Consider the following 17,722-nt stretch of genomic DNA (forward strand, 5'->3'; position numbering starts at 1 on the left):
GGCATAGGCACGTGAATATAGGCCCGTAAATACAGTTGGAACCAATAGTTTTTCTTCCACTCAAGTCCTGCCGAACGGCGGGCGCACAGAGAGAGTTTCAAGATGAGCAATCAATTCAAGGGTAAGAAACTGTTGGTCGTCGGTGGCACCAGCGGCATGGGCCTGCAGACGGCACGCACCGTACTGGCCGAGGGCGGCAGCGTAGTCATCGTGGGTAACCGCCCGGAAAAAACCGAAGCAGCCCGCAAGGAATTGGCTGAACTGGGCCAGGTGTGGGCACTGACCGCTGACCTGTCCAATGACGCCGGAGCAGCATTCGGATATCGACCTGCTGGTCAATGCCGCTGGCGTGTTCTTTCCCAAGCCATTCCTCGAGCATTCGCAAGCTGATTACGCCCAGTACATGTCGATCAACAAAGCGACCTTCTTTATCACGCAAAAGGTTGCCGCAAACCTGGTTGCCAAGAACCGCCCAGGCGCGATCGTGAACATTGGTTCGATGTGGGGCAAGCAGGCGATCGCAGCCACGCCTTCGTCGGCGTACTCGATGGCCAAGGCGGGCTTGCACTCACTGACCCAACACCTGGCGATGGAACTGGGCAGCAAGAACATCCGTGTAAGCGCGGTGTCGCCTGCCGTAGTGCAGACCCCTATCTACGAAGGCTTCATTCCAAAGGCCGAAGTGCACAGTGCGCTGCAAGGCTTCAATAGCTTCCACCCGATTGGCCGTGTGGGCACGCCTCAGGACGTCGCCGAAGTGGTTGCCTTCCTCCTATCCGACAAGGCGGGCTGGGTCACTGGCGCTGTCTGGGACGTCGATGGCGGAGTGATGGCAGGCCGTAACTGACCTGCGCTGCTGCAAGCGTTGCTGACGCACTGAGTTCTTTGCCAGGCGTGACCCCATACCTGGCTTCAATCTGTTTTGGAGAAAGACCATGATGCAAGACTGGAATGGCTACCGCGACTCCCTGATGGAGCGCGTAGGCGACTACGCTAAACAAAGCCCCGACGTGATGCGCGGCCTGATGATGATCGACAACTCGGCGGTCAAGACGGGGCATCTGGAACCGAAGATCCACGAGCTGATCGCATTGGCGGTGGCGGTGACCACGCGCTGCGACGGGTGTATTTCCGTCCACACCAAAAAGGCGGTCGAGCACGGTGCCACGCTTGAAGAAATCACCGAGGCCCTCGGTGTGGCGATTGCCCTGAACGCGGGTGCTGCGCTGACGTACTCGGCACGCGTCGTCGAGGCCTATCAACAACTGCCCGGTCAGTAAGCCCTATCGATAAGCACCGGCCACCCACGGACGGGTTGGCCGGTGTCTTCGCACCGTTTGGATAACCCTCATGCTGAGCAATGCCGATTTCACGCGCCGCGCCATCGTGGCGTCTCAACAGTGCCAATGGGTAGCTTCGCCCCAGGATGGCGTCGAGCGCGTGATGCTGGATCGCGTGGGCGCGGAAAAAGCGCGTGCCACCAGCCTTGTGCGGTATGCCCCTGACTCTTGTTTCCCTCGCCATCTCCATCCCGGGGGCGAGGAGATTCTCGTGTTGTGGGGGACTTTCTCTGACGGGAGTGGGGATTACCCGGCGGGGTGGTATTTGCGCAATCCTCCGGGGTCCAGCCACCAACCCTCCAGTGCCGAGGGCGCCGTCATTTTCGTCAAGCTTCAACAGATGCGGGGAAGCGAGCAGCGCCATGTGCGCATTGATACCCGTGACCCTGCCGCGTGGCGTCGGGAGTGCCAGCGTGAGGTCTGTGCGTTGTTCTGTGATGACACGGAGCAGGTCAGTCTGCAACGCCTGGCACCGCGTGAAGCGATTTTCGCAACGCCGCCTGATGGTGCTGAACTGCTGGTGCTGACGGGCAACGTAACGCTGGATGGAGAGGCCTACGAGCGCGGCAGCTGGCTGCGCCTGCCTGCTGGCGAGTCTGAGAACCTCCACGCGGGCGATCAAGGCGCCACCGTGTACCTCAAAACGGGCCATTTGGCCGATGTAGCCGCAGAGGAATGAGCATGCACACCGTACGCATTGCTATCGTTGGCGCCGGTTTGAGCGGCCTGTATGCCGCTTACTTGCTGGAGCGCCAGGGCATTACCGATTATGTGTTGCTGGAGGGGAGGGAAATCCTCGGCGGTCGTATTGGGTCCATCGACGCCGCGGGCCAGACCGTTACCCACACTGCAGCCAACACCCACGCTATCGACCGTTTCGACCTGGGCCCCACCTGGTTCTGGCCTGGCTACCAACGCGAGCTTGACCGGCTCGTGGAGGCCTTGGGCCTGAAGCGGTTTGAGCAGTTCGAGGAGGGCGACATGGTGGTGGAGCGCTCACCCGAGGCGCCCCCTGTGCGCATGCGTGGCTACGTAAATTCGCCGGCGTCCATGCGCCTGGTCGGTGGCATGGGAAGTTTGATCGAAGCCCTGCGCGACACGCTGGCCCCGGCAAATATCATCACCGGCCAAACGGTGCGCCGGCTTCGCAGGCACGACGGCCACATCGAACTCGAAAGCGAAGACGTCGCAGGCCACGTCAGTGCCTGGTACGCCGAGCACGTCTTGCTGGCGCTGCCGCCGCGCTTGGTCGAAAGCACCCTGGTCTTCGAACCGGCCTTGCCTGCGTCCCTGGCCCTGCAGTGGCGTGAAACGGCGACGTGGATGGCGCCCCAAGCCAAGTACGTCGCCATTTATGACACGCCGTTCTGGCGAGAACAGGGGTTGTCCGGCGAGGGCCGCAGCGCGCGTGGGCCGCTGGGTGAAATCCATGATGCCTCCATGCCCGGTGGCCGCGCGGCGCTGTTTGGCTTCCTGGGCGTGCCGGCGCAAGTGCGCAGCACGGTCTCCGACGAGGTGCTGCGCACCCATTGCCGTTCGCAACTCGTCCGGATGTTTGGTCCCCAGGCGGCGACGCCTAAGGCCGAGGCCATCAAGGATTGGGCACAAGACCCGTTCACGGCCACTGCAGTCGATGTAAATGCGGCGCCCCAGCATGCCCGGGCGCCCTCAGCTACGGCAGCTTCGGGACCTTGGCAGGGTGGCCTGACAGGCATCGCCAGCGAATGGTCGCCGCAGTTCTCGGGCTATTTGGCCGGGGCCATCGAGGCCGCCGGCCTGGGCGTGAAGGCACTGGCTGAACGTGCCGCTGCGCCTGTGCTGAATCCATCGAAGCGTTGACGTGAGATCGCGAGGCAAGGCGGTACTGATCAGCAATGCCGGTATCTCCCGTTATTCATCATTTTTAGGAGCGACGGCTATGAACGCTACATACCGTGCCATGCAAGTCACCCGACCGGGTGTTCTTGAACTGGTGGAACGTCCGACAATAGCACCCGGTATTGGCCAAGTGCTGATTGCCGTTGAGGCCTGCGGTATCTGTGGTGCCGATGTGGGTGACATCGAAGGGGCAGACCCTGCACTGCAGCCGCCGCGGGTGCCAGGTCATGAGGTGGTCGGCCGCATCGCTGCACTAGGCGAGCACGTTCCCTCTCTCTGGAAGGTCGGCCAGCGTGTCGGCGTGGGTCGCCTGGGCGGGCCTTGCAGCGAATGTGTGCAGTGCCGCCAGGGGCATTTTCAGCTGTGCCAACACCAGCCCTTTGTCGGTGCCACCTGTGACGGTGGTTATGCCGAAATGATGCTGGCACGAGCCTCCGGGTTGGTGTCGATTCCTGACGAACTCCTTGCCGAGGAAGCCGCGCCGTTGCTTTGCGCCGGCATCGCCACGTTCAATGCGTTGAAGAAGTGCGGCGCGCAGGCGGGCGATACGGTTGCCATCATTGGTATTGGCGGCCTGGGGCATATGGCCCTGCAGTACGCGCGCCGGATGGGGTTTCGCGTGGTTGCCATCGGGCGCGGCAGTGATATCGCCGACGACGCATTGAACCTGGGAGCCCATGTCTACATCGACACCCATGAAGAAGACGCGGCGACAAAACTCAAGGAAATGGGCCGCGCTCAGGCCATCGTGAGTACTATCAGCGCCCCTGCTACCGTATCGGCACTCATGGCCGGGCTCGCACCACAAGGCCGTCTTGTTCTGCTTGGAGCGGGCAAAGATCCGTTGCCGGTGTCGACCGGCCACCTGGTCGTGGGTGAGCGCAGCCTGCTGGGTTCGATCACCGGCTCGTCCTACGAAAACGAAAAGACCCTGGATTTCAGCGTGCTGGCCGGCGTGCGCCCAAGGATCGAAGTGATGCCGTTCGAGCAAGCCAATGAAGCCTACCAACGGATGAAGTCCGGCGGCGTCAAATTCCGCATGGTATTGACCCTCGCAGGTGCCCCCGGCAGCGCGCGCCCATCGACCCGTGATGACGACCTTGAGATGGGCACTCGACACCCATGAAGAACCATAACCTCAACACTGAGCCACCCGCCGGCGCACCTTCTTTGCTGCCAGAGCGCGTGCAACGCGCGAACATAGGGCGACTGATGATCGCTCAGGCGCTGGCCGGGGCGAATGCCGTAGTGATCTACGCCACGGGAGCGATTGTGGGCGACTCGCTCGCGCCTGCACCGGCGCTGGCCACGTTGCCCATTTCCATCTTTGTGGTAGGCATGGCGGCGTGTATTTTCCCGATGGGCGTTCTGGCACAGAAGTATGGGCGACGCGCGGCGTTCCTGGCAGGCGCGGGCGCGGGTGTGCTCACGGGGGTGTTGGCGATGCTCGCGGTGATCGTCGGCTCATTCTGGTTGTTTTGCCTGGCGACGTTCCTGGGCGGGAGCTACGCGGCCGTAGTGTTGTCGTTCCGCTTCGCGGCCGCCGACGGTGTTGAGCCATCACGGCGCGCACGGGCCCTGTCGCTTGTCATGGCAGGGGGCGTGGTCGCCGGCGTAGTGGGGCCGCAGTTGGTGACCTGGACGATGGACATTTGGCCGCAGTACCCGTTCGCCCCCACCTTTTTGGCGCAAGCCGCCGTCGCGGCGGTTTCGGCACTCGTCCTGCTAGGTGTGAAGCTGCCGATGCCGACGGCTGAAGCGCTTGGAGGAGGGCGCCAACTCGGGCTGATTGCCCGGCAGCCGCGCTTCATCGCAGCGGCGACCTGCGGTGCGGTGTCCTACATGCTGATGAATTTCCTGATGACGGCAGCGCCATTGGCCATGCACCTCTGCGGGCATTCTCAAGCCTCGGCCAACCTGGGACTGCAATGGCACGTCATCGCCATGTACGCGCCCAGCTTCTTCACCGGCCATCTCATCTCGCGGTTCGGTGCCGTTTGCGTTGCAGTGGCCGGCCTGGCGTTAACGGGGCTGTCTGCCGCAGTCGGACTTGGCGGGATCGAGGTGATGCATTTTGACGGGTCGCTGATCCTGCTGGGGCTGGGTTGGAATTTAGGCTTCCTGGGCACGTCCGCACTGGTGCTGGAATGCCATCTGCCCGAAGAGAAGACACGCGTTCAATCGCTCAATGATTTCATCGTGTTCGGCGTAATGGCGATAGGGTCTTTTTCGTCGGGTGGACTGCTGTCGGCATACGGCTGGAACACAGTGCTGTGGGTGTCGTTTTTACCGCTTGTGTTGGCTGCCGTCGCGCTGGCACTGACTGTCCCCAAATACAAGGAGTCGGTGTTGCGGTGACTGAAATGTAGGGTTTGAACTGCGGCATGAAGTTAGCCCCAGAATTATCAAAACCGCTGAGATCCAAAGGTGAGCTACGGTCAAACATACCGATGTCATGCATTATCTTCTCAAGAGGGCTGCCCCGGCCTTCCTTTCACTGGCATAAGCGCTATTGACGCTGGTGTTCACCCGCTCAGCTTCGCCTTTAGAAAATCGATGAACACCCGCAGTTTCCTGGGCATCCCAGAAGGGTTGTAATGGTAGAGGTACAGCGTTGCTGGAGAACTCCAACCCTCTAGCACGCTGACCAATTCACCGGTTTGCAAATACGGTGAGGCGAATTGATGCAGTACGTAAGCAAAGCCAAATCCGTCCAGCGCAGCCTGGAGAATCACTGCGCTGTCATTGGACGCGATCCGTCCGGCAACCGCCATCCGCAATGACTCTCCCGATTTCTGAAACTCCCAACGATACAAGGCATCGGTGTCTGCGCTCCGATAATTGATGCATTGATGCTTGAGTAAGTCGCGGGGGTGGCGGGGCCGTGGATTTCCCTCGAGATAGCCAGGGGATGCGACTACACAAAATTGCATCTGAGTGATCAGCGGTATGGCGATCATATCCTGGGCCAACACATGGTCGTAACGAATCCCCGCGTCGTAGCGTTTGCTGACGATGTCAACAAGGCTGTTATCAACCATCAAGTCGATTTTGATGTCGGGGTAGAGGAGAAGGAACTCCTTAAGGTAGGGCGCTATGACCACTTGTATCGCCGAGGGTGGAACGCTCAAGCGTAGCGTTCCCATTGATTCACTCGAGGCTCGGCCTGCGTCGGCGAAAGCCGACTCAAGCTGTTCCATCAGCGGCAATATGCGGGTGAGAAACACACTTCCAGCCTCTGTCAGGCTGACGCTTCTAGTGGTGCGGTTGAATAACTTAGTTTGCAAGCGCTGTTCAATTTGCCGAACGGTATAGCTTGCAGAAGACACCGAGATGCCAAGGGCCTGCGCGGCTGCTGTGAAACTCTGGTCTTTGGCAACGCGAGCGAAAACAGAAAGCGCTGAAAGGTCTGAGTGATCCATTGTGCAAAATCCTTGCAAGGTTCTTCTTGATTATCCCCCTTTATTGTCAAATTAACAGAGCCGATACTTTGTCTCAATTGGCAGCAGATGCTCCAGCTGTTCTCTTGGCGAATGAGGAGGTTCTATGAAAACGTGGTTCATTACTGGCGTGAGTAGCGGATTGGGGCTTGCACTGGCAAAGGCTGTGATTGCTTCAGGTGATAAAGTTGCGGGCACCCTGCGCACTGAAGAACAACGAGTGACCTTCAGCCAGATGGCGCAAGGTCAGTCATTTGGTTTTGTATTGGATGTGTGTTCCGAGGTGGACATTCCAAGAGTCGTAGCACAAGTCGAGGAGGAGGTTGGGCCTATCGACGTCCTGGTCAACAATGCCGGTTATGGATATGAAGGGGCGATTGAGGAAGCACTTTCGGCGGACATACGTGCGCAATTTGATGTAAATGTCTTTGGAGCCATTAGCGTCATTCAGGCGGTGCTTCCGTATATGCGCAAACGGCGCAGTGGACACATCATTAACATCACATCGATTTGCGGGTTGCTGATTTTTCCAGGTGCAGGCATCTACAACGCGAGCAAGTTTGCGCTTGAGGGCATCAACGAGACGTTGGCCAGTGAAGTAAAAGCGTTTGGCATCAAAGTAACAGCTGTGGAGCCCGCCGCTTTTCGAACCGACTGGGCCGGACGCTCGATGCACCGCCCAGCACGCCTCATTGAAGACTACGAGCCCTTCCTTGGCCCGCTTGCACAAGCTCGAGCGGAACGGTCAGGCAAACAGCCTGGCGACCCCGTTAAAGCAGCCCAGGCGATTATCGCGCTTGTCGGATCTGACAGCCCACCAGTTCATCTTATTTTAGGGCCGGACGGGTTGAGGCTGGTACGTGCAAAGCTGAAGGCGTTGGGTGAAGAAATCGACGCGTGGGAACACCTTAGTGCCAGCACTGACTTCTCCATTTAATCCGCAATATTGATGCTCACTCTCGGTAATAAGCTCACGTACATGAGCAATGGAATATTACGGATGCTTGTATTGGCATCAATCTTCGCAACGAGTGTCTGCGCGCCAACCGGCGCGCGGTCATTGGTGTCCGATATCACCGCGCCGGAGCTAAATATGAGTGCCACGAACAAAGCTGTTGTCACGACCGCGTTCATCGGCTGGATGGGTGGCCATAACGAGTCGCTTCAATCATTGCTTTCAGACGACATCGAGTGGAATATTTCAGGGAATTCAGCTGCCGCCGGTAAGACGAAGGGCAAGCCTGAGCTGATGCGAAGAGTGCTGGGGCCGTTCGGAGCTCGTTTCTCGACTTCAAAAAATCCGTTCAGACCACGCGAGCTGAATGGCGTTTTCGCTGACGGTGATGTAGTTGTTGTTCATTTCTCCGGGGCGGGAACAACTAATGATGGCACCCGCTATGAAAACGACTATGTTTGGCTACTAACGATGCGGAATGGCAAGGCTGTGAAAGCAACTGCTTTCTTTGACAGCATTGCATTTAACGAGTTATGGCGAGTAAAGCCGGCAGATCTTCATCAAAATTGAAGGGCCGTTCGATGGCGTCTGGGTGCGACTGAATTCGCAAAGTCACAAGGTGGCCAGGTCGATTCTGACGGACTTTATATGACATGACATACGATTTAACATAATATACATTATGCGTAATATCATGTTACTTAATCAGCGGCAGTGCCCGTCAGATTTCAACGGGCAAAACCCCTGTTGGCTTCACACCTGGGCAAATCCTCCATCCACGAACATTTCACTGCCGGTCATGAAGCTGCTCTCATCCGATGCCAGGAACAATGCTGCGGCCGCAACTTCGTCTGCCTGGCCGATTCGTCCCAGTGGAACCTGTGCAGTCATGTCGCCAATGATCGCATCCTTCTGGCCAGTGCCTGACAACGCCAGGTCCAGGCCAGGCGTCGCGATCGGCCCGGGCGAAAGTACGTTGACGCGAATGCCAGTGCCTTTGAGGTCCAGCGCCCAGCTTCTGGCGAAATTACGCAGCGCGGCCTTAGTGGCGCTGTATACGCTGAACGCCGGTGTGCCCATGGTGCCTGTGGTTGAACCGGTCAAGATGACAGAGCCTCCAGTGCTCATCAGTGCCAAAGCCTTTTGCACGGTGAACAAGGTGCCCTTGACGTTGATGCCGAACGTACGGTCAAACGATTCCTCCGTGATCGAACCAATCGGCTGAAAATCCCCCAGGCCCGCATTGGCGAACAGCACGTCAATTCGGCCTTTGGCAGCTTTGATTTGCGTGAAGATGCGATCCAGGTCGTCCAGGTTTGAAATGTCGCCCTGAATGGCAATGGCTTCAGGGCCGATCAGGCGTAGCGCGTTGTCCAATTCCTGCTGCCGGCGCCCCACAATGACCAACTGTGCGCCTTCGGTTGCGAAGCGAATGGCGGTAGCCAGGCCGATGCCACTGTTGCCGCCGGTGATCACTGCAATTTTTCCGTTGAGCCTGCTCATGGTGAATTCCCGAGAATGTCGAGGCTCGACTCTAGATCCGCGCTATTGTTTTGAATAGTATGCACCTTTTGGTAAGTACCCAATTCAGCGAGTAGAGCCATGTCGAATAACACGTTCAGCTGCGGGCTCGATGCGGCCCTGGCGGTGATTGGCGGGAAATGGAAGCCGTTGGTCCTTTATCATCTGGCACAGAGCGTTCACCGCTATGGAGAGCTACGGCGTGCGATCGGTGGCGTGACGGATAAGGTCCTTATCCAGCAACTCAAGGAGTTGGAGCGTGATGAGATCATCGCCCGCGTCGACTACCAGGAAATCCCGCCGAAGGTTGAATACTCGCTGACGCCATTCGGGCGCTCGCTGGCCACGGCATTGGGGACGCTGTGTGTGTGGGGAACAGAACACATGGACGCTGTGGAACGCATCAGCGAGCGTCGCATGGCTGCCCTCGCCCGTCTTGAAAGTCGCTCCTCGATATAATATATTTGCATAACTCAACTAAATGTCTATTTAGTTGAGTTATATAAGCGCCAATCAATAACCGCTCGCCGCCGTCGTTGCCCCACCGACTATCGCAATGCCCGAACTGCTGCCCAGACGCGTAGCGCCGGCCTCGATCATCTTCACCGCCGTCGGATAATCACGCACGCCACCGGAGGCTTTTACGCCAACGCCGGCGCCCACGGTTTTGCGCATCAGCGCCACGTCTTCTGCAGTCGCACCGCTACGGCTGAACCCGGTGGACGTCTTCACGAATGCCACACCCAGGTCCCGGCAGATTTCACACGCCTGGACTTTCTGTTCGTCGCTCAACAGGCAGGTTTCCAGGATGACCTTCAACGGCACAGCGCCGCAGGCCCTGTGAACCGCGGCGATGTCTTCACGCACCGCCTCAAGCAGCCCTTCCTTCAGCCAGCCGATATTGAGCACCATGTCGATCTCCCCTGCCCCGGCGGCAATCGCCCGTTCAGCTTCAAAGGCCTTGGTGTCGCTCAAGCCGGCGCCCAGTGGAAAGCCCACCACCGCACAGATCACCACGTTCTTGTCAGTCAGGCATGAGGCGGCGTAAGGCACTTGCGCGGAGTTCAGGCACACTGAATAAAAACCATGCTGCATGGCCTCCTCGCACAAGGTGCGGATTTGCTTACGGGAGGCGTCGGGCGCCAGTAAGGTGTGATCGATGTACTTGGCCAATGCTGCGGGTTGAAGAGAGTTCATTTAACGTGCCCTTGCCTGTATGTTGCCAATGATCGTGGGACGCGCTTGTCACAATGCCCACACTAATGCGTTACAATAATATCATTAAATGTTACTTATCTAACACAAACAATCAAGCCCTGGAATACGCGTGGACAGTAAAAAAGCCGAGCGACTCAAGCTTATCCAACAAGCTTTGCAGGACCAGAATGCCATCCACCTGCGGGAAATGGCTGCGCTGCTGGAGGTGTCCGAGATGACCCTGCGCCGCGATCTCAACCACTTCACCGAGCACGTACGCCTGCTGGGTGGCTACATCACCCGGGTCAGCGGCGAGGCCGGCGATTACCGCGTAGCCGACCAGGACACACGCCACGTCGAGGAGAAACGCCGTATCGGCAAGCTCGCCGCGCGGCTGATACAGCCCGGCGACACGGTGTTTTTCGACTGCGGCACCACCTCGCCCTTTGTCATTGATTTCATCCCCGATGAGTTGGAGTTCACCGCGGTGTGCAGTTCGTTGAACGTGCTGCTCAAGCTGCAGAACAAAGCCAACTGCCACATCGTGTTGTGCGGCGGTACCTTTCACCGCAAGAACCAGGTCTTTGAAAGCAGCGCCGAAAGCAGCATCCTCGACAGCGTGCGCCTGACCTGGGCCTTCGTGACTGCCGCCGGCGTCAGCCAGGCGTTCGGCGTGACGTGCTTCAACTTCAATGAAGTCGAGGTCAAACAAAAGGTCCTGCGCCAGGCCCAGCAGCGCGTGTTGCTGGCTGACTTCAGCAAGTTCGACACGGTGCGCACCGCCCACTTCGCCAACCTGGAAGACTTCCAGTACGTGGTCAGCGACAAGAAAATCCCGCGCGCTTATAAAGAAGCCATCCAGTCCAGCGGCGCGCAGTTGCTGATCTAACCCAGTAATGTCTGCCGTTCCTGCGCATTCAAATAGCCGGTGGTCACGCTGAACGAGGCGCTGGCCCCGGCCGCCAGGCACCTCACGTGGCCTTTGGCTTTCTCGGCGTTATAGCCCTCGGGTTCGCAGGTCGATGGCAGCACGAACGCCGCCACTTGCTGATCCGGCGTGTACAGAATCCAGCGTGCAGCGTGCGCGAATTGTTCGGGGCGGTAACGGGTGTAGAACGCCGAACCAGCCGGATGATCCAGTAAGAAATGCGCGTAGCCCGTGGCGTCTGTGCCCACGTCGTCGAAGAAAAACACGATCTCAGGGTCGTACAGCGCAGGCGTGTCGAGGCTGGCCAACTGGGTTGGATGCTCGGCCAGTTGCGCCATGTAGGCGCTCCAGTCCGGCGTCGGCTTGACGTGGTCCGGCACACTGGTGCGCAGGCGCAAGCGCTGCATGCCCAGTGGCTCGACGAATCGAGCGCCGTCCACGTACGCGTAGTTCATGTGGGCCATGTACATCAGGTCCATCGGCTTGCCGGCCAGGTTCGTCACGTCCATGTCGATATCGAACAAGGCTGAGTCGGCGCGCAGCGTTACGCTTGGGCTCGCCCGGTAGCGATCGCCGAATCCCTTGGCGTAGTGATACGAGCCGCCCAGGCGTACAAAGCCCTCGCCGAGTTCCAGCCAGGCCGAGTCCATGGGCGCGCAGGGCATTTCACCATGCAAGGCATGCGTGTCATCCGGCGCCGGGCATCCGTTGCGCAACAGGCCACTGTGAAACATGAAGCAACCGTAAGTGTCGATGACCGTCAGGCTTGGCCTGGGCGCGTCGAACAGGTTGCGCATGGTCAGGTCGCAGCCGTCAAATTCGGCCGACCAGATCATCTGCCCTTGATACGGCAACACGACCAGACGTCCACGGCTGTTCTCCAGGCTCACCGCCAACACGCCAGACGCATAAGTCCAGGCGCTGACCTTGAAATCCTCAGACTGCAAAAGCACCCTTTCCTGCTCGGCAAACACCGCCCGGTACAACGGGATACGCGTATTCATGAGGCCACCGCCGCGGCTGCACGTGAGGGCAACGCGTCCGGCTGGCGCAGGCATTTGACCGCGTACATCACAATCACGATAAAGCACAGCAGCGGTACGCTATAGGCCAGCTGCATGTTGCCGCCACTGGCGTCGGACAACAGGCCCTGGAAGATCGGAATCACCCCGCCGCCGACGATGCTCATCACCAGCAATGAACCGCCGACACCCGTGTCCTCACCCAGGCCATCGATGGTCAGGCCGTAGATGGTCGGCCAGCACGGGCCGAGAAAAATACTCACGCCGACCGCGGCGTACACCGCAGAAATGTTCGGCACCAGAATGGTGTAGGCCAGCAGCACAATGCACAGCACCCCGTAGATCGCCAAGACCTTGGCCGGGTGCAGGCGCCGCATCAATAGATTGGCGATCAACTTGCCGACAAAATAGGCGGCAAAGGTGGTCAGCAGAAACCATGAAGCGCTGCGCTCATTCATGCCGCCCATTTGCATGGCCAGGCGAATGGTGAAACTCCACACGCCCACCTGTGCGCCCACATACAGAAATTGCGCGAGCACGCCAAAGGTAAACCGCGGGTTACGCCACAGCCGCCCCAGGCTTTTGCGCAAGCTGCCAGACGTATTGTCGACAGGTGCGTTGCCCTTGCAGGCCGGGAAACGAGTAATGGCGATCAGGATGAACATCAACACCAGCACGGCGATCATCCACTTGTAGGGCAACAGCGTGGACTGGATCATTTGCAATTGTTGCACCGCCGCATCGGTGACACTCATCTGCTTGAGCTGTGCAGTGGTGGCATCGGTGTCCTTGAACATCACAAAGCTGCCCACATAAACCCCGGCCATGGCGCCGAACGGGTGAAAGGTCTGCGAGATGTTCAAGCGCCGCGTCCCGGTTTCCCGTGGGCCCATCAACGTCGAGTAGGTGTTGCAGGCGGTTTCCAGGAACGACAGCCCGGCCGCGATCACAAACAGTGCCAGCAGGAACATGCCGTACTTGGCCGTCGACGCCGCCGGGAAAAACAGCAAACAGCCGAGCATGTACAGCGACAGGCCAATCAGGATCGTACTTTTGTAGCTCAGGCGGCGCACCACCATCGCTGCCGGAATCGCCACAAAAAAGTAGCCCAGGTAAAACGCCGACTGCACAAAGGCGGTCTGGAAATCGCTGAGCAAAAACGCTTTCTTGAAGTGTGCGATCAGCACGTCGTTCATGCTCGCCGCCGCGGCCCACAACGCGAAGATGCTGCACAGCAGAATAAAAGCGAACCAGGGCGTGCGGTTCAGGTAGAACCCATCGGGTGTCTGTTGCAGCGCAGGTTTGTTCATTATTGTTCTCCGGGCTGGATTAAGAAGCCGAGTTAGATGGCTTGGCGCTGTTGCTGGAAGCGCGAGAACGCTTCGCTGTCGGGATAGGAGGTCTGCGTACCCAGCGCCGTCACCGAGCACGCGGAATACGCCACCGCCTGCTCCATGGCATGGCGGATATCGCCATCGCGGTTCCAGTGCTGGATGAAACACCCGATAAAGGCGTCGCCAGCGCCGGTGGTGTCACGGGCGACCACCCGCTGGCCCGGCACCTGGAAGGTGCCCTCCTCGCCCACGTACAACGCCCCCTGCTCGCCGAGCGTGACGATGACGTGGCGAACGCCGCTGGCCACCAGGGTTTGCGCGGCGGCGCGGGCCGAGTCCGGTGAGTCCACGGTGAGGCCCGTGATCAGCGCCAGCTCCGATTCGTTGGGGATCAGAAAATCCAGTTTTGCCAGATAGTCGGCATCCAGGCCAGGCAGCGCCGGCGCTGGATTGAGCAGCACCGCAATGCCATGTCGGTGGGCGAATTCGATGGCGTAGTAGACCGTCTGCAGGTTGATTTCCAGCTGCAACACAATCAGCGTGCACTCACGCAAATCAGCCGCCGCCGCCTCGATGTCCGCCGGCGACAAATACGCATTGGCGCCTTTGACGATCAGGATGCTGTTGTGGGAGTCGGTGCGCACAAAAATCGGCGCCACACCACTGGAAACGCCAGGCACCCGTTGCACATAACGAGTGTCGATGCCAAAGCGCTGGAAGTTGGCCAGGGTGTTGTCGGCAAACATGTCGTCGCCGACCTTGCTCAGCATCAATACATCGGCCCCAAGCTTGGCTGCCGCCACCGCCTGGTTGGCGCCCTTGCCGCCGCAACCGAGGGCAAACCCCGGCGCTTCGAGGGTTTCGCCCTGGGCCGGCATGCGGTCGATGTAGGTAATCAGATCCACCATATTGCTGCCGATGACTGCGATCTTGCTCATTGCTATTCCACCTTGTTGCAGCACGACCAGGCAGGTCGTGGTGCTTTTGTTTTGTTATTTAAATAACATTAAGTGTGATTATTCAATCTATTTTTCAGCGCAAAGATCAATGGTCAGCCCGAATGGGCGGCCTCGACAGGCTCAAGGCCAAAAATGTAGCGCCTGTGTAAACGCCACCTTGTAACCCCTCGGGCGGCTCTCTAAGCTGGCCGATCTTTCGCCGTCACCCGGAACACCCCATGTCTCGAAGCATCGCCCACCTCGCCCTGTTGCTGGGGTTGATCACCGCCATCGGCCCCTTCGCCATCGACAGTTACTTGCCCGCCCTGCCCACCCTTGGCGCCAGCCTGCAGGCCTCGCCGGCGGCGGTGCAGATGAGCCTGACGGTGTTCTTCATGATCATCGGCGTGTGCCAGCTGTTCTATGGCCCCCTCAGCGATGTGTACGGGCGCAAGCCGCCGATCTACGCCGGCCTGGTGATTTTTGCCGTGGCCAGTGTCGGCTGTGCCCTGGCACCGAGCATCGAAGTACTGATCGGCTTTCGCGCCCTGCAAGCCTTCGGCGCGTGCGCCGGCATGGTCATCCCGCGGGCGATTGTTCGTGACCTGTACACCGGCCACGAAGCCGCGCGCCTGATGGCCTTGCTGATGCTGGTGATGAGCGTGTCGCCGATCCTGGCGCCGTTGGCCGGCAGCGTGGTGATTTCACTCTGGAGTTGGCGCGAAGTGTTTGCCGTACTGGCTGTGGTGTCCGTGCTGTGCCTGGTGATGACCATTGTGCAGTTGCCGGAAACCCATCCGGCCGAGCGCCGATTGGGCAAGACCCTGGGCACCGCCATCGGCAGTTACGGCGCACTGCTGCGCGACCCGGTGTTTATCGGCTTGGCGGTGGTCAGCGGCTTCGGACTGGCGACCTTCTTTGTGTTCATCGGCAGCGCGCCGTTTGTGTACATCGAATATTTCGGCCTGACGCCGACGCAATTCAGCCTGTGCTTTGCGCTCAATGCCGCGTCGTTCTTTGCCATGAGCCAAATGACCGCCCGCCTGAGCGCGCGCTTTGGTCTGGCGCCGGTGATTCGTTGGTCGGTCATGGCGGTGGCGGCGATCATGGTGCTGCTGGCCGCCACCACGCTGTGGGGCAATCATCTGGCAGTAATGATGACGCTGCTGTTTATCGGCTTTGGCTTTCTCGGCCTGCTGTTGCCAGCGGCCGGCGTGTTGTCCCTGGAGGACCACGGCGCCGTTGCGGGTTCCGCGTCGGCCCTGTTGGGCGCCATCCAGATGATCACCGCCGCCGTGTCCATGACCCTGATCGGGTTGTACGCCGACCATACGCCGGCACCGATGTTGATCGGCATCGCCCTGTGCGCAGTCGCGGCCATGCTGACCACCTGGTGGACACTGCGCCGCTTGCCCGTGCATCTACAGCCTTCGCCACGCAGCTGATACGCATCGTCATCCCAGCAGCAAACGCCCTGAATGCGCGATACCCATCAGGGCCACGGCCAGCAGCACCAGGCACGCCACGCGGTTGATAGCCGCGCGGTATTTCAGCGCGAACGCCTGGCGCGCGAGGGCGATATACCCTGCCAGCACCGCAAAGTCGATAAGCACCCACAACCCGGTCAACCACGCCACGCTGGCACTGAACGAGTCCGCCACGTGGATGAATTGAGGGAAGAAGGCGACGAAGAAAATGATGTCCTTGGGGTTGGAAATTCCCACCAGAAAACCCCTGCCGACACCGCTGCGCGCGCAGCGGGTCTGGACACCTGGACCAGGTGGATAGCGCAGCCCCTGGACCGCCAGGTACAAGATGAACAGGCAGCCCACAACGCTGATCGCGCTCAGCAGGCCTGGACTGACGGAAAAACTCCCCGACAAAATCAGTACCGCCACCAGGACCAGGATCAGCGACGCCAGGTTGGTGCCCGCCGCCGTCAACAGCGCGCGCCGGCTTCCGGATTGCAGGCTGGTAGTGATGATCAGCGCCACCACCGGCCCGGGCGTGACAATCAGGGCCACTACGCTGAAGACATAAATCAGAAGTAACGAGCTATTCATCGCGCTTAAACGCCTTGTGAAGTGAGGCGTGTGAGCTTGCGCCAGGCCGCGCGCGTTGAAAAACGTAAAAGCCTGTGTCCTACTATGAGTTTTAATCACAATGACTGCCCCTCCATGGCCGAACGCCTTCCACCACTGTATGCCCTGCGCGCCTTTGAAGTGGCGGCCCGCACGTCTTCGTTTACACGCGCGGCGCAAGCCTTGTCGTTGACTCCAAGTGCGGTCAGCCGCCATATCAAAACCCTCGAGGGCCTCCTCAACTGTCGTTTGTTCGAACGCCTCGGGCCTCGACTGCAACTCACCGTTGCGGGCGAACGGCTTGCGCAGGAACTCAAGGTCGGCTTTCGCATCATCGAACAGGCGTGCGCGCCTTTCCGGGCCGGCACTGGCGATTTACGTTTAAAGGCTCCATCGACGCTGACCATGCGCTGGCTGCTGCACACGCTGGACCTCCTCAAGCTCAGCGCGCCTGAAATGGCGATACAGCTGGCAAGTGTCTGGATGGATTTCGACAGCGTGGACTTTTACGCAGAGCCTTACGACTGCGCGATTTTGCTCGGCAACGGTCAGTTCGGCGCCGATGTGCACGCACACAAACTGTTTGATGAATGGTTGATCCCCATCTGCGCGCCTGGCTGGGTGCACACTGACCTGGCCGAGGCCGAACTGATCCACCCCACCGCCGACCGCCGGGACTGGCGACGCTGGCTGGCCGCCCAGCCATCTGACGCGCGTATCGACCTGGACCGTGGCAAGGTCTTCGATACGCTGGACCAGGCGATTTCGGCTGCCATGCGCGGCCATGGTGTCTCGATCGGCGACCTGCACCTGGTGGCCAACGATGTGCGCGACGGGCTGATCACGCTGCCCTGCGCAACGGCTGTCGCCTCGGGTGATGGCTACTATCTGGTCTGGCCCAGAGCGAGCCGCCACGCCCACACGTTGCGTGAACTGTACGAGTGCCTGAGCCGGCTCGTTCCGACGCTGGGGCTGCCAGGCCTTGAGTTCTTGCCGGCGGCTGGCTGAAAACCATTCGTCGGGCTTGCCCGACATTCACTACAACTATCGCCGCCGGCAAAACTACTAACTCCATAGCACCCTTGAAG

Annotated in this window: 18 protein-coding genes and 1 pseudogene; 12 read left to right on the forward strand and 7 right to left on the reverse strand. The window is 59.6% G+C overall.

Going from position 1 to position 17,722, the window contains the following annotated elements; translation table 11 throughout:
- Positions 1-102 precede the first annotated feature (102 nt).
- The 6 genes and pseudogenes from C4J83_RS15175 (at position 103) to C4J83_RS15200 (ending at position 5,576) form a co-directional block, all read left to right on the forward strand.
- Positions 103-847, forward strand: a pseudogene (locus C4J83_RS15175) (SDR family NAD(P)-dependent oxidoreductase).
- 91 nt (positions 848-938) lie between these two features.
- Positions 939-1,280: a carboxymuconolactone decarboxylase family protein gene (locus C4J83_RS15180; RefSeq protein WP_218569119.1), complete on the forward strand. Its 342-nt coding sequence runs from the start codon at positions 939-941 to the stop codon at positions 1,278-1,280.
- A gap of 70 nt (positions 1,281-1,350) precedes the next feature.
- The gene (locus C4J83_RS15185) at positions 1,351-2,019 is read left to right on the forward strand and encodes a cupin domain-containing protein (protein ID WP_124417482.1); all 669 of its coding nucleotides are present in this window, start codon (positions 1,351-1,353) and stop codon (positions 2,017-2,019) included.
- Positions 2,020-2,021: 2 nt separating this feature from the next.
- Positions 2,022-3,179, forward strand: coding sequence for a flavin monoamine oxidase family protein (locus C4J83_RS15190; protein WP_218569107.1), 1,158 nt, complete (start codon positions 2,022-2,024; stop codon positions 3,177-3,179).
- A gap of 79 nt (positions 3,180-3,258) precedes the next feature.
- Entirely contained in the window at positions 3,259-4,344 is a 1,086-nt protein-coding gene (locus tag C4J83_RS15195) for an alcohol dehydrogenase (protein ID WP_124417484.1), read from the forward strand.
- Complete coding sequence (locus C4J83_RS15200) at positions 4,341-5,576, forward strand: MFS transporter (protein ID WP_124417485.1); 1,236 nt, start codon at positions 4,341-4,343, stop codon at positions 5,574-5,576. The genes C4J83_RS15195 and C4J83_RS15200 overlap by 4 nt, the downstream gene beginning before the upstream one ends.
- Positions 5,577-5,743: 167 nt before the next feature.
- Here the strand turns inward: C4J83_RS15200 and C4J83_RS15210 are convergent, their stop codons facing one another.
- A complete protein-coding gene (locus tag C4J83_RS15210) occupies positions 5,744-6,640 on the reverse strand; it encodes a LysR family transcriptional regulator (protein ID WP_124417486.1) in 897 nt (298 codons plus the stop codon).
- A 124-nt stretch (positions 6,641-6,764) separates the two neighbouring features.
- On the opposite strand from C4J83_RS15210, the gene C4J83_RS15215 reads away from it, so the two are divergent.
- Positions 6,765-7,595: an oxidoreductase gene (locus C4J83_RS15215; protein ID WP_119740400.1), complete on the forward strand. Its 831-nt coding sequence runs from the start codon at positions 6,765-6,767 to the stop codon at positions 7,593-7,595.
- Between the two features lie 63 nt (positions 7,596-7,658).
- A complete protein-coding gene (locus C4J83_RS15220) occupies positions 7,659-8,183 on the forward strand; it encodes a nuclear transport factor 2 family protein (RefSeq protein ID WP_164487940.1) in 525 nt (174 codons plus the stop codon).
- A 183-nt stretch (positions 8,184-8,366) separates the two neighbouring features.
- On the opposite strand, the gene C4J83_RS15225 is transcribed toward C4J83_RS15220, so the two are convergent.
- On the reverse strand, positions 8,367-9,116 hold the full coding sequence (locus C4J83_RS15225; RefSeq protein ID WP_124417488.1) for an SDR family NAD(P)-dependent oxidoreductase: 750 nt from the start codon (positions 9,114-9,116) through the stop codon (positions 8,367-8,369).
- A gap of 99 nt (positions 9,117-9,215) precedes the next feature.
- Between C4J83_RS15225 and C4J83_RS15230 the strand changes: the two genes are divergently transcribed.
- The gene (locus tag C4J83_RS15230; RefSeq protein ID WP_124417489.1) at positions 9,216-9,593 is read left to right on the forward strand and encodes a winged helix-turn-helix transcriptional regulator; all 378 of its coding nucleotides are present in this window, start codon (positions 9,216-9,218) and stop codon (positions 9,591-9,593) included.
- A 54-nt stretch (positions 9,594-9,647) separates the two neighbouring features.
- On the opposite strand, the gene deoC is transcribed toward C4J83_RS15230, so the two are convergent.
- Positions 9,648-10,331 (reverse strand): deoxyribose-phosphate aldolase, encoded by a 684-nt coding sequence (gene deoC, locus C4J83_RS15235; protein WP_124417490.1) that lies wholly within the window; start codon positions 10,329-10,331, stop codon positions 9,648-9,650.
- A 130-nt stretch (positions 10,332-10,461) separates the two neighbouring features.
- Between deoC and deoR the strand changes: the two genes are divergently transcribed.
- Positions 10,462-11,220: a DNA-binding transcriptional repressor DeoR gene (gene deoR, locus C4J83_RS15240; RefSeq protein WP_124417491.1), complete on the forward strand. Its 759-nt coding sequence runs from the start codon at positions 10,462-10,464 to the stop codon at positions 11,218-11,220.
- Here the strand turns inward: deoR and C4J83_RS15245 are convergent.
- From C4J83_RS15245 to rbsK, 3 genes are read right to left on the reverse strand one after another with little or no spacing between them, the layout of a single operon-like run.
- On the reverse strand, positions 11,217-12,263 hold the full coding sequence (locus C4J83_RS15245) for an aldose 1-epimerase family protein (RefSeq protein ID WP_124417492.1): 1,047 nt from the start codon (positions 12,261-12,263) through the stop codon (positions 11,217-11,219). The genes deoR and C4J83_RS15245 overlap by 4 nt on opposite strands.
- Positions 12,260-13,591 carry an L-fucose:H+ symporter permease gene (fucP, locus tag C4J83_RS15250; protein WP_119740387.1) on the reverse strand — a complete coding sequence of 444 codons (1,332 nt, stop codon included), beginning with the start codon at positions 13,589-13,591 and terminating at the stop codon, positions 12,260-12,262. Before fucP ends, C4J83_RS15245 begins: the two co-directional genes overlap by 4 nt.
- A 32-nt stretch (positions 13,592-13,623) precedes the next feature.
- Positions 13,624-14,553 carry a ribokinase gene (rbsK, locus tag C4J83_RS15255; RefSeq protein WP_124417493.1) on the reverse strand — a complete coding sequence of 310 codons (930 nt, stop codon included), beginning with the start codon at positions 14,551-14,553 and terminating at the stop codon, positions 13,624-13,626.
- A 239-nt stretch (positions 14,554-14,792) separates the two neighbouring features.
- Between rbsK and C4J83_RS15260 the strand changes: the two genes are divergently transcribed.
- A complete protein-coding gene (locus C4J83_RS15260) occupies positions 14,793-15,998 on the forward strand; it encodes a multidrug effflux MFS transporter (protein ID WP_119740382.1) in 1,206 nt (401 codons plus the stop codon).
- Positions 15,999-16,007: 9 nt separating this feature from the next.
- Here the strand turns inward: C4J83_RS15260 and C4J83_RS15265 are convergent, their stop codons facing one another.
- The gene (locus C4J83_RS15265) at positions 16,008-16,616 is read right to left on the reverse strand and encodes a LysE family translocator (protein ID WP_124417494.1); all 609 of its coding nucleotides are present in this window, start codon (positions 16,614-16,616) and stop codon (positions 16,008-16,010) included.
- A gap of 114 nt (positions 16,617-16,730) precedes the next feature.
- On the opposite strand from C4J83_RS15265, the gene C4J83_RS15270 reads away from it, so the two are divergent.
- Positions 16,731-17,642 (forward strand): LysR substrate-binding domain-containing protein, encoded by a 912-nt coding sequence (locus tag C4J83_RS15270; protein ID WP_124418875.1) that lies wholly within the window; start codon positions 16,731-16,733, stop codon positions 17,640-17,642.
- The last annotated feature ends 80 nt before the right edge of the window (positions 17,643-17,722 follow it).

Source organism: Pseudomonas sp. LBUM920, assembly GCF_003852315.1.
Lineage (GTDB): Bacteria > Pseudomonadota > Gammaproteobacteria > Pseudomonadales > Pseudomonadaceae > Aquipseudomonas.

What these genes read in the sequence shown, in the direction of transcription:
- C4J83_RS15180 (WP_218569119.1), top strand. Translation starts at nt 939, where the DNA reads ATGCAAGACTGGAATGGCTACCGCGACTCCCTGATGGAGCGCGTAGGC.
- C4J83_RS15185 (WP_124417482.1), top strand. Translation starts at nt 1,351, where the DNA reads ATGCTGAGCAATGCCGATTTCACGCGCCGCGCCATCGTGGCGTCTCAA.
- C4J83_RS15190 (WP_218569107.1), top strand. Translation starts at nt 2,022, where the DNA reads ATGCACACCGTACGCATTGCTATCGTTGGCGCCGGTTTGAGCGGCCTG.
- C4J83_RS15195 (WP_124417484.1), top strand. Translation starts at nt 3,259, where the DNA reads ATGAACGCTACATACCGTGCCATGCAAGTCACCCGACCGGGTGTTCTT.
- C4J83_RS15200 (WP_124417485.1), top strand. Translation starts at nt 4,341, where the DNA reads ATGAAGAACCATAACCTCAACACTGAGCCACCCGCCGGCGCACCTTCT.
- C4J83_RS15210 (WP_124417486.1), bottom strand. Translation starts at nt 6,640, where the DNA reads ATGGATCACTCAGACCTTTCAGCGCTTTCTGTTTTCGCTCGCGTTGCC.
- C4J83_RS15215 (WP_119740400.1), top strand. Translation starts at nt 6,765, where the DNA reads ATGAAAACGTGGTTCATTACTGGCGTGAGTAGCGGATTGGGGCTTGCA.
- C4J83_RS15220 (WP_164487940.1), top strand. Translation starts at nt 7,659, where the DNA reads ATGCTTGTATTGGCATCAATCTTCGCAACGAGTGTCTGCGCGCCAACC.
- C4J83_RS15225 (WP_124417488.1), bottom strand. Translation starts at nt 9,116, where the DNA reads ATGAGCAGGCTCAACGGAAAAATTGCAGTGATCACCGGCGGCAACAGT.
- C4J83_RS15230 (WP_124417489.1), top strand. Translation starts at nt 9,216, where the DNA reads ATGTCGAATAACACGTTCAGCTGCGGGCTCGATGCGGCCCTGGCGGTG.
- deoC (WP_124417490.1), bottom strand. Translation starts at nt 10,331, where the DNA reads ATGAACTCTCTTCAACCCGCAGCATTGGCCAAGTACATCGATCACACC.
- C4J83_RS15245 (WP_124417492.1), bottom strand. Translation starts at nt 12,263, where the DNA reads ATGAATACGCGTATCCCGTTGTACCGGGCGGTGTTTGCCGAGCAGGAA.
- fucP (WP_119740387.1), bottom strand. Translation starts at nt 13,591, where the DNA reads ATGAACAAACCTGCGCTGCAACAGACACCCGATGGGTTCTACCTGAAC.
- rbsK (WP_124417493.1), bottom strand. Translation starts at nt 14,553, where the DNA reads ATGAGCAAGATCGCAGTCATCGGCAGCAATATGGTGGATCTGATTACC.
- C4J83_RS15260 (WP_119740382.1), top strand. Translation starts at nt 14,793, where the DNA reads ATGTCTCGAAGCATCGCCCACCTCGCCCTGTTGCTGGGGTTGATCACC.
- C4J83_RS15265 (WP_124417494.1), bottom strand. Translation starts at nt 16,616, where the DNA reads ATGAATAGCTCGTTACTTCTGATTTATGTCTTCAGCGTAGTGGCCCTG.
- C4J83_RS15270 (WP_124418875.1), top strand. Translation starts at nt 16,731, where the DNA reads ATGGCCGAACGCCTTCCACCACTGTATGCCCTGCGCGCCTTTGAAGTG.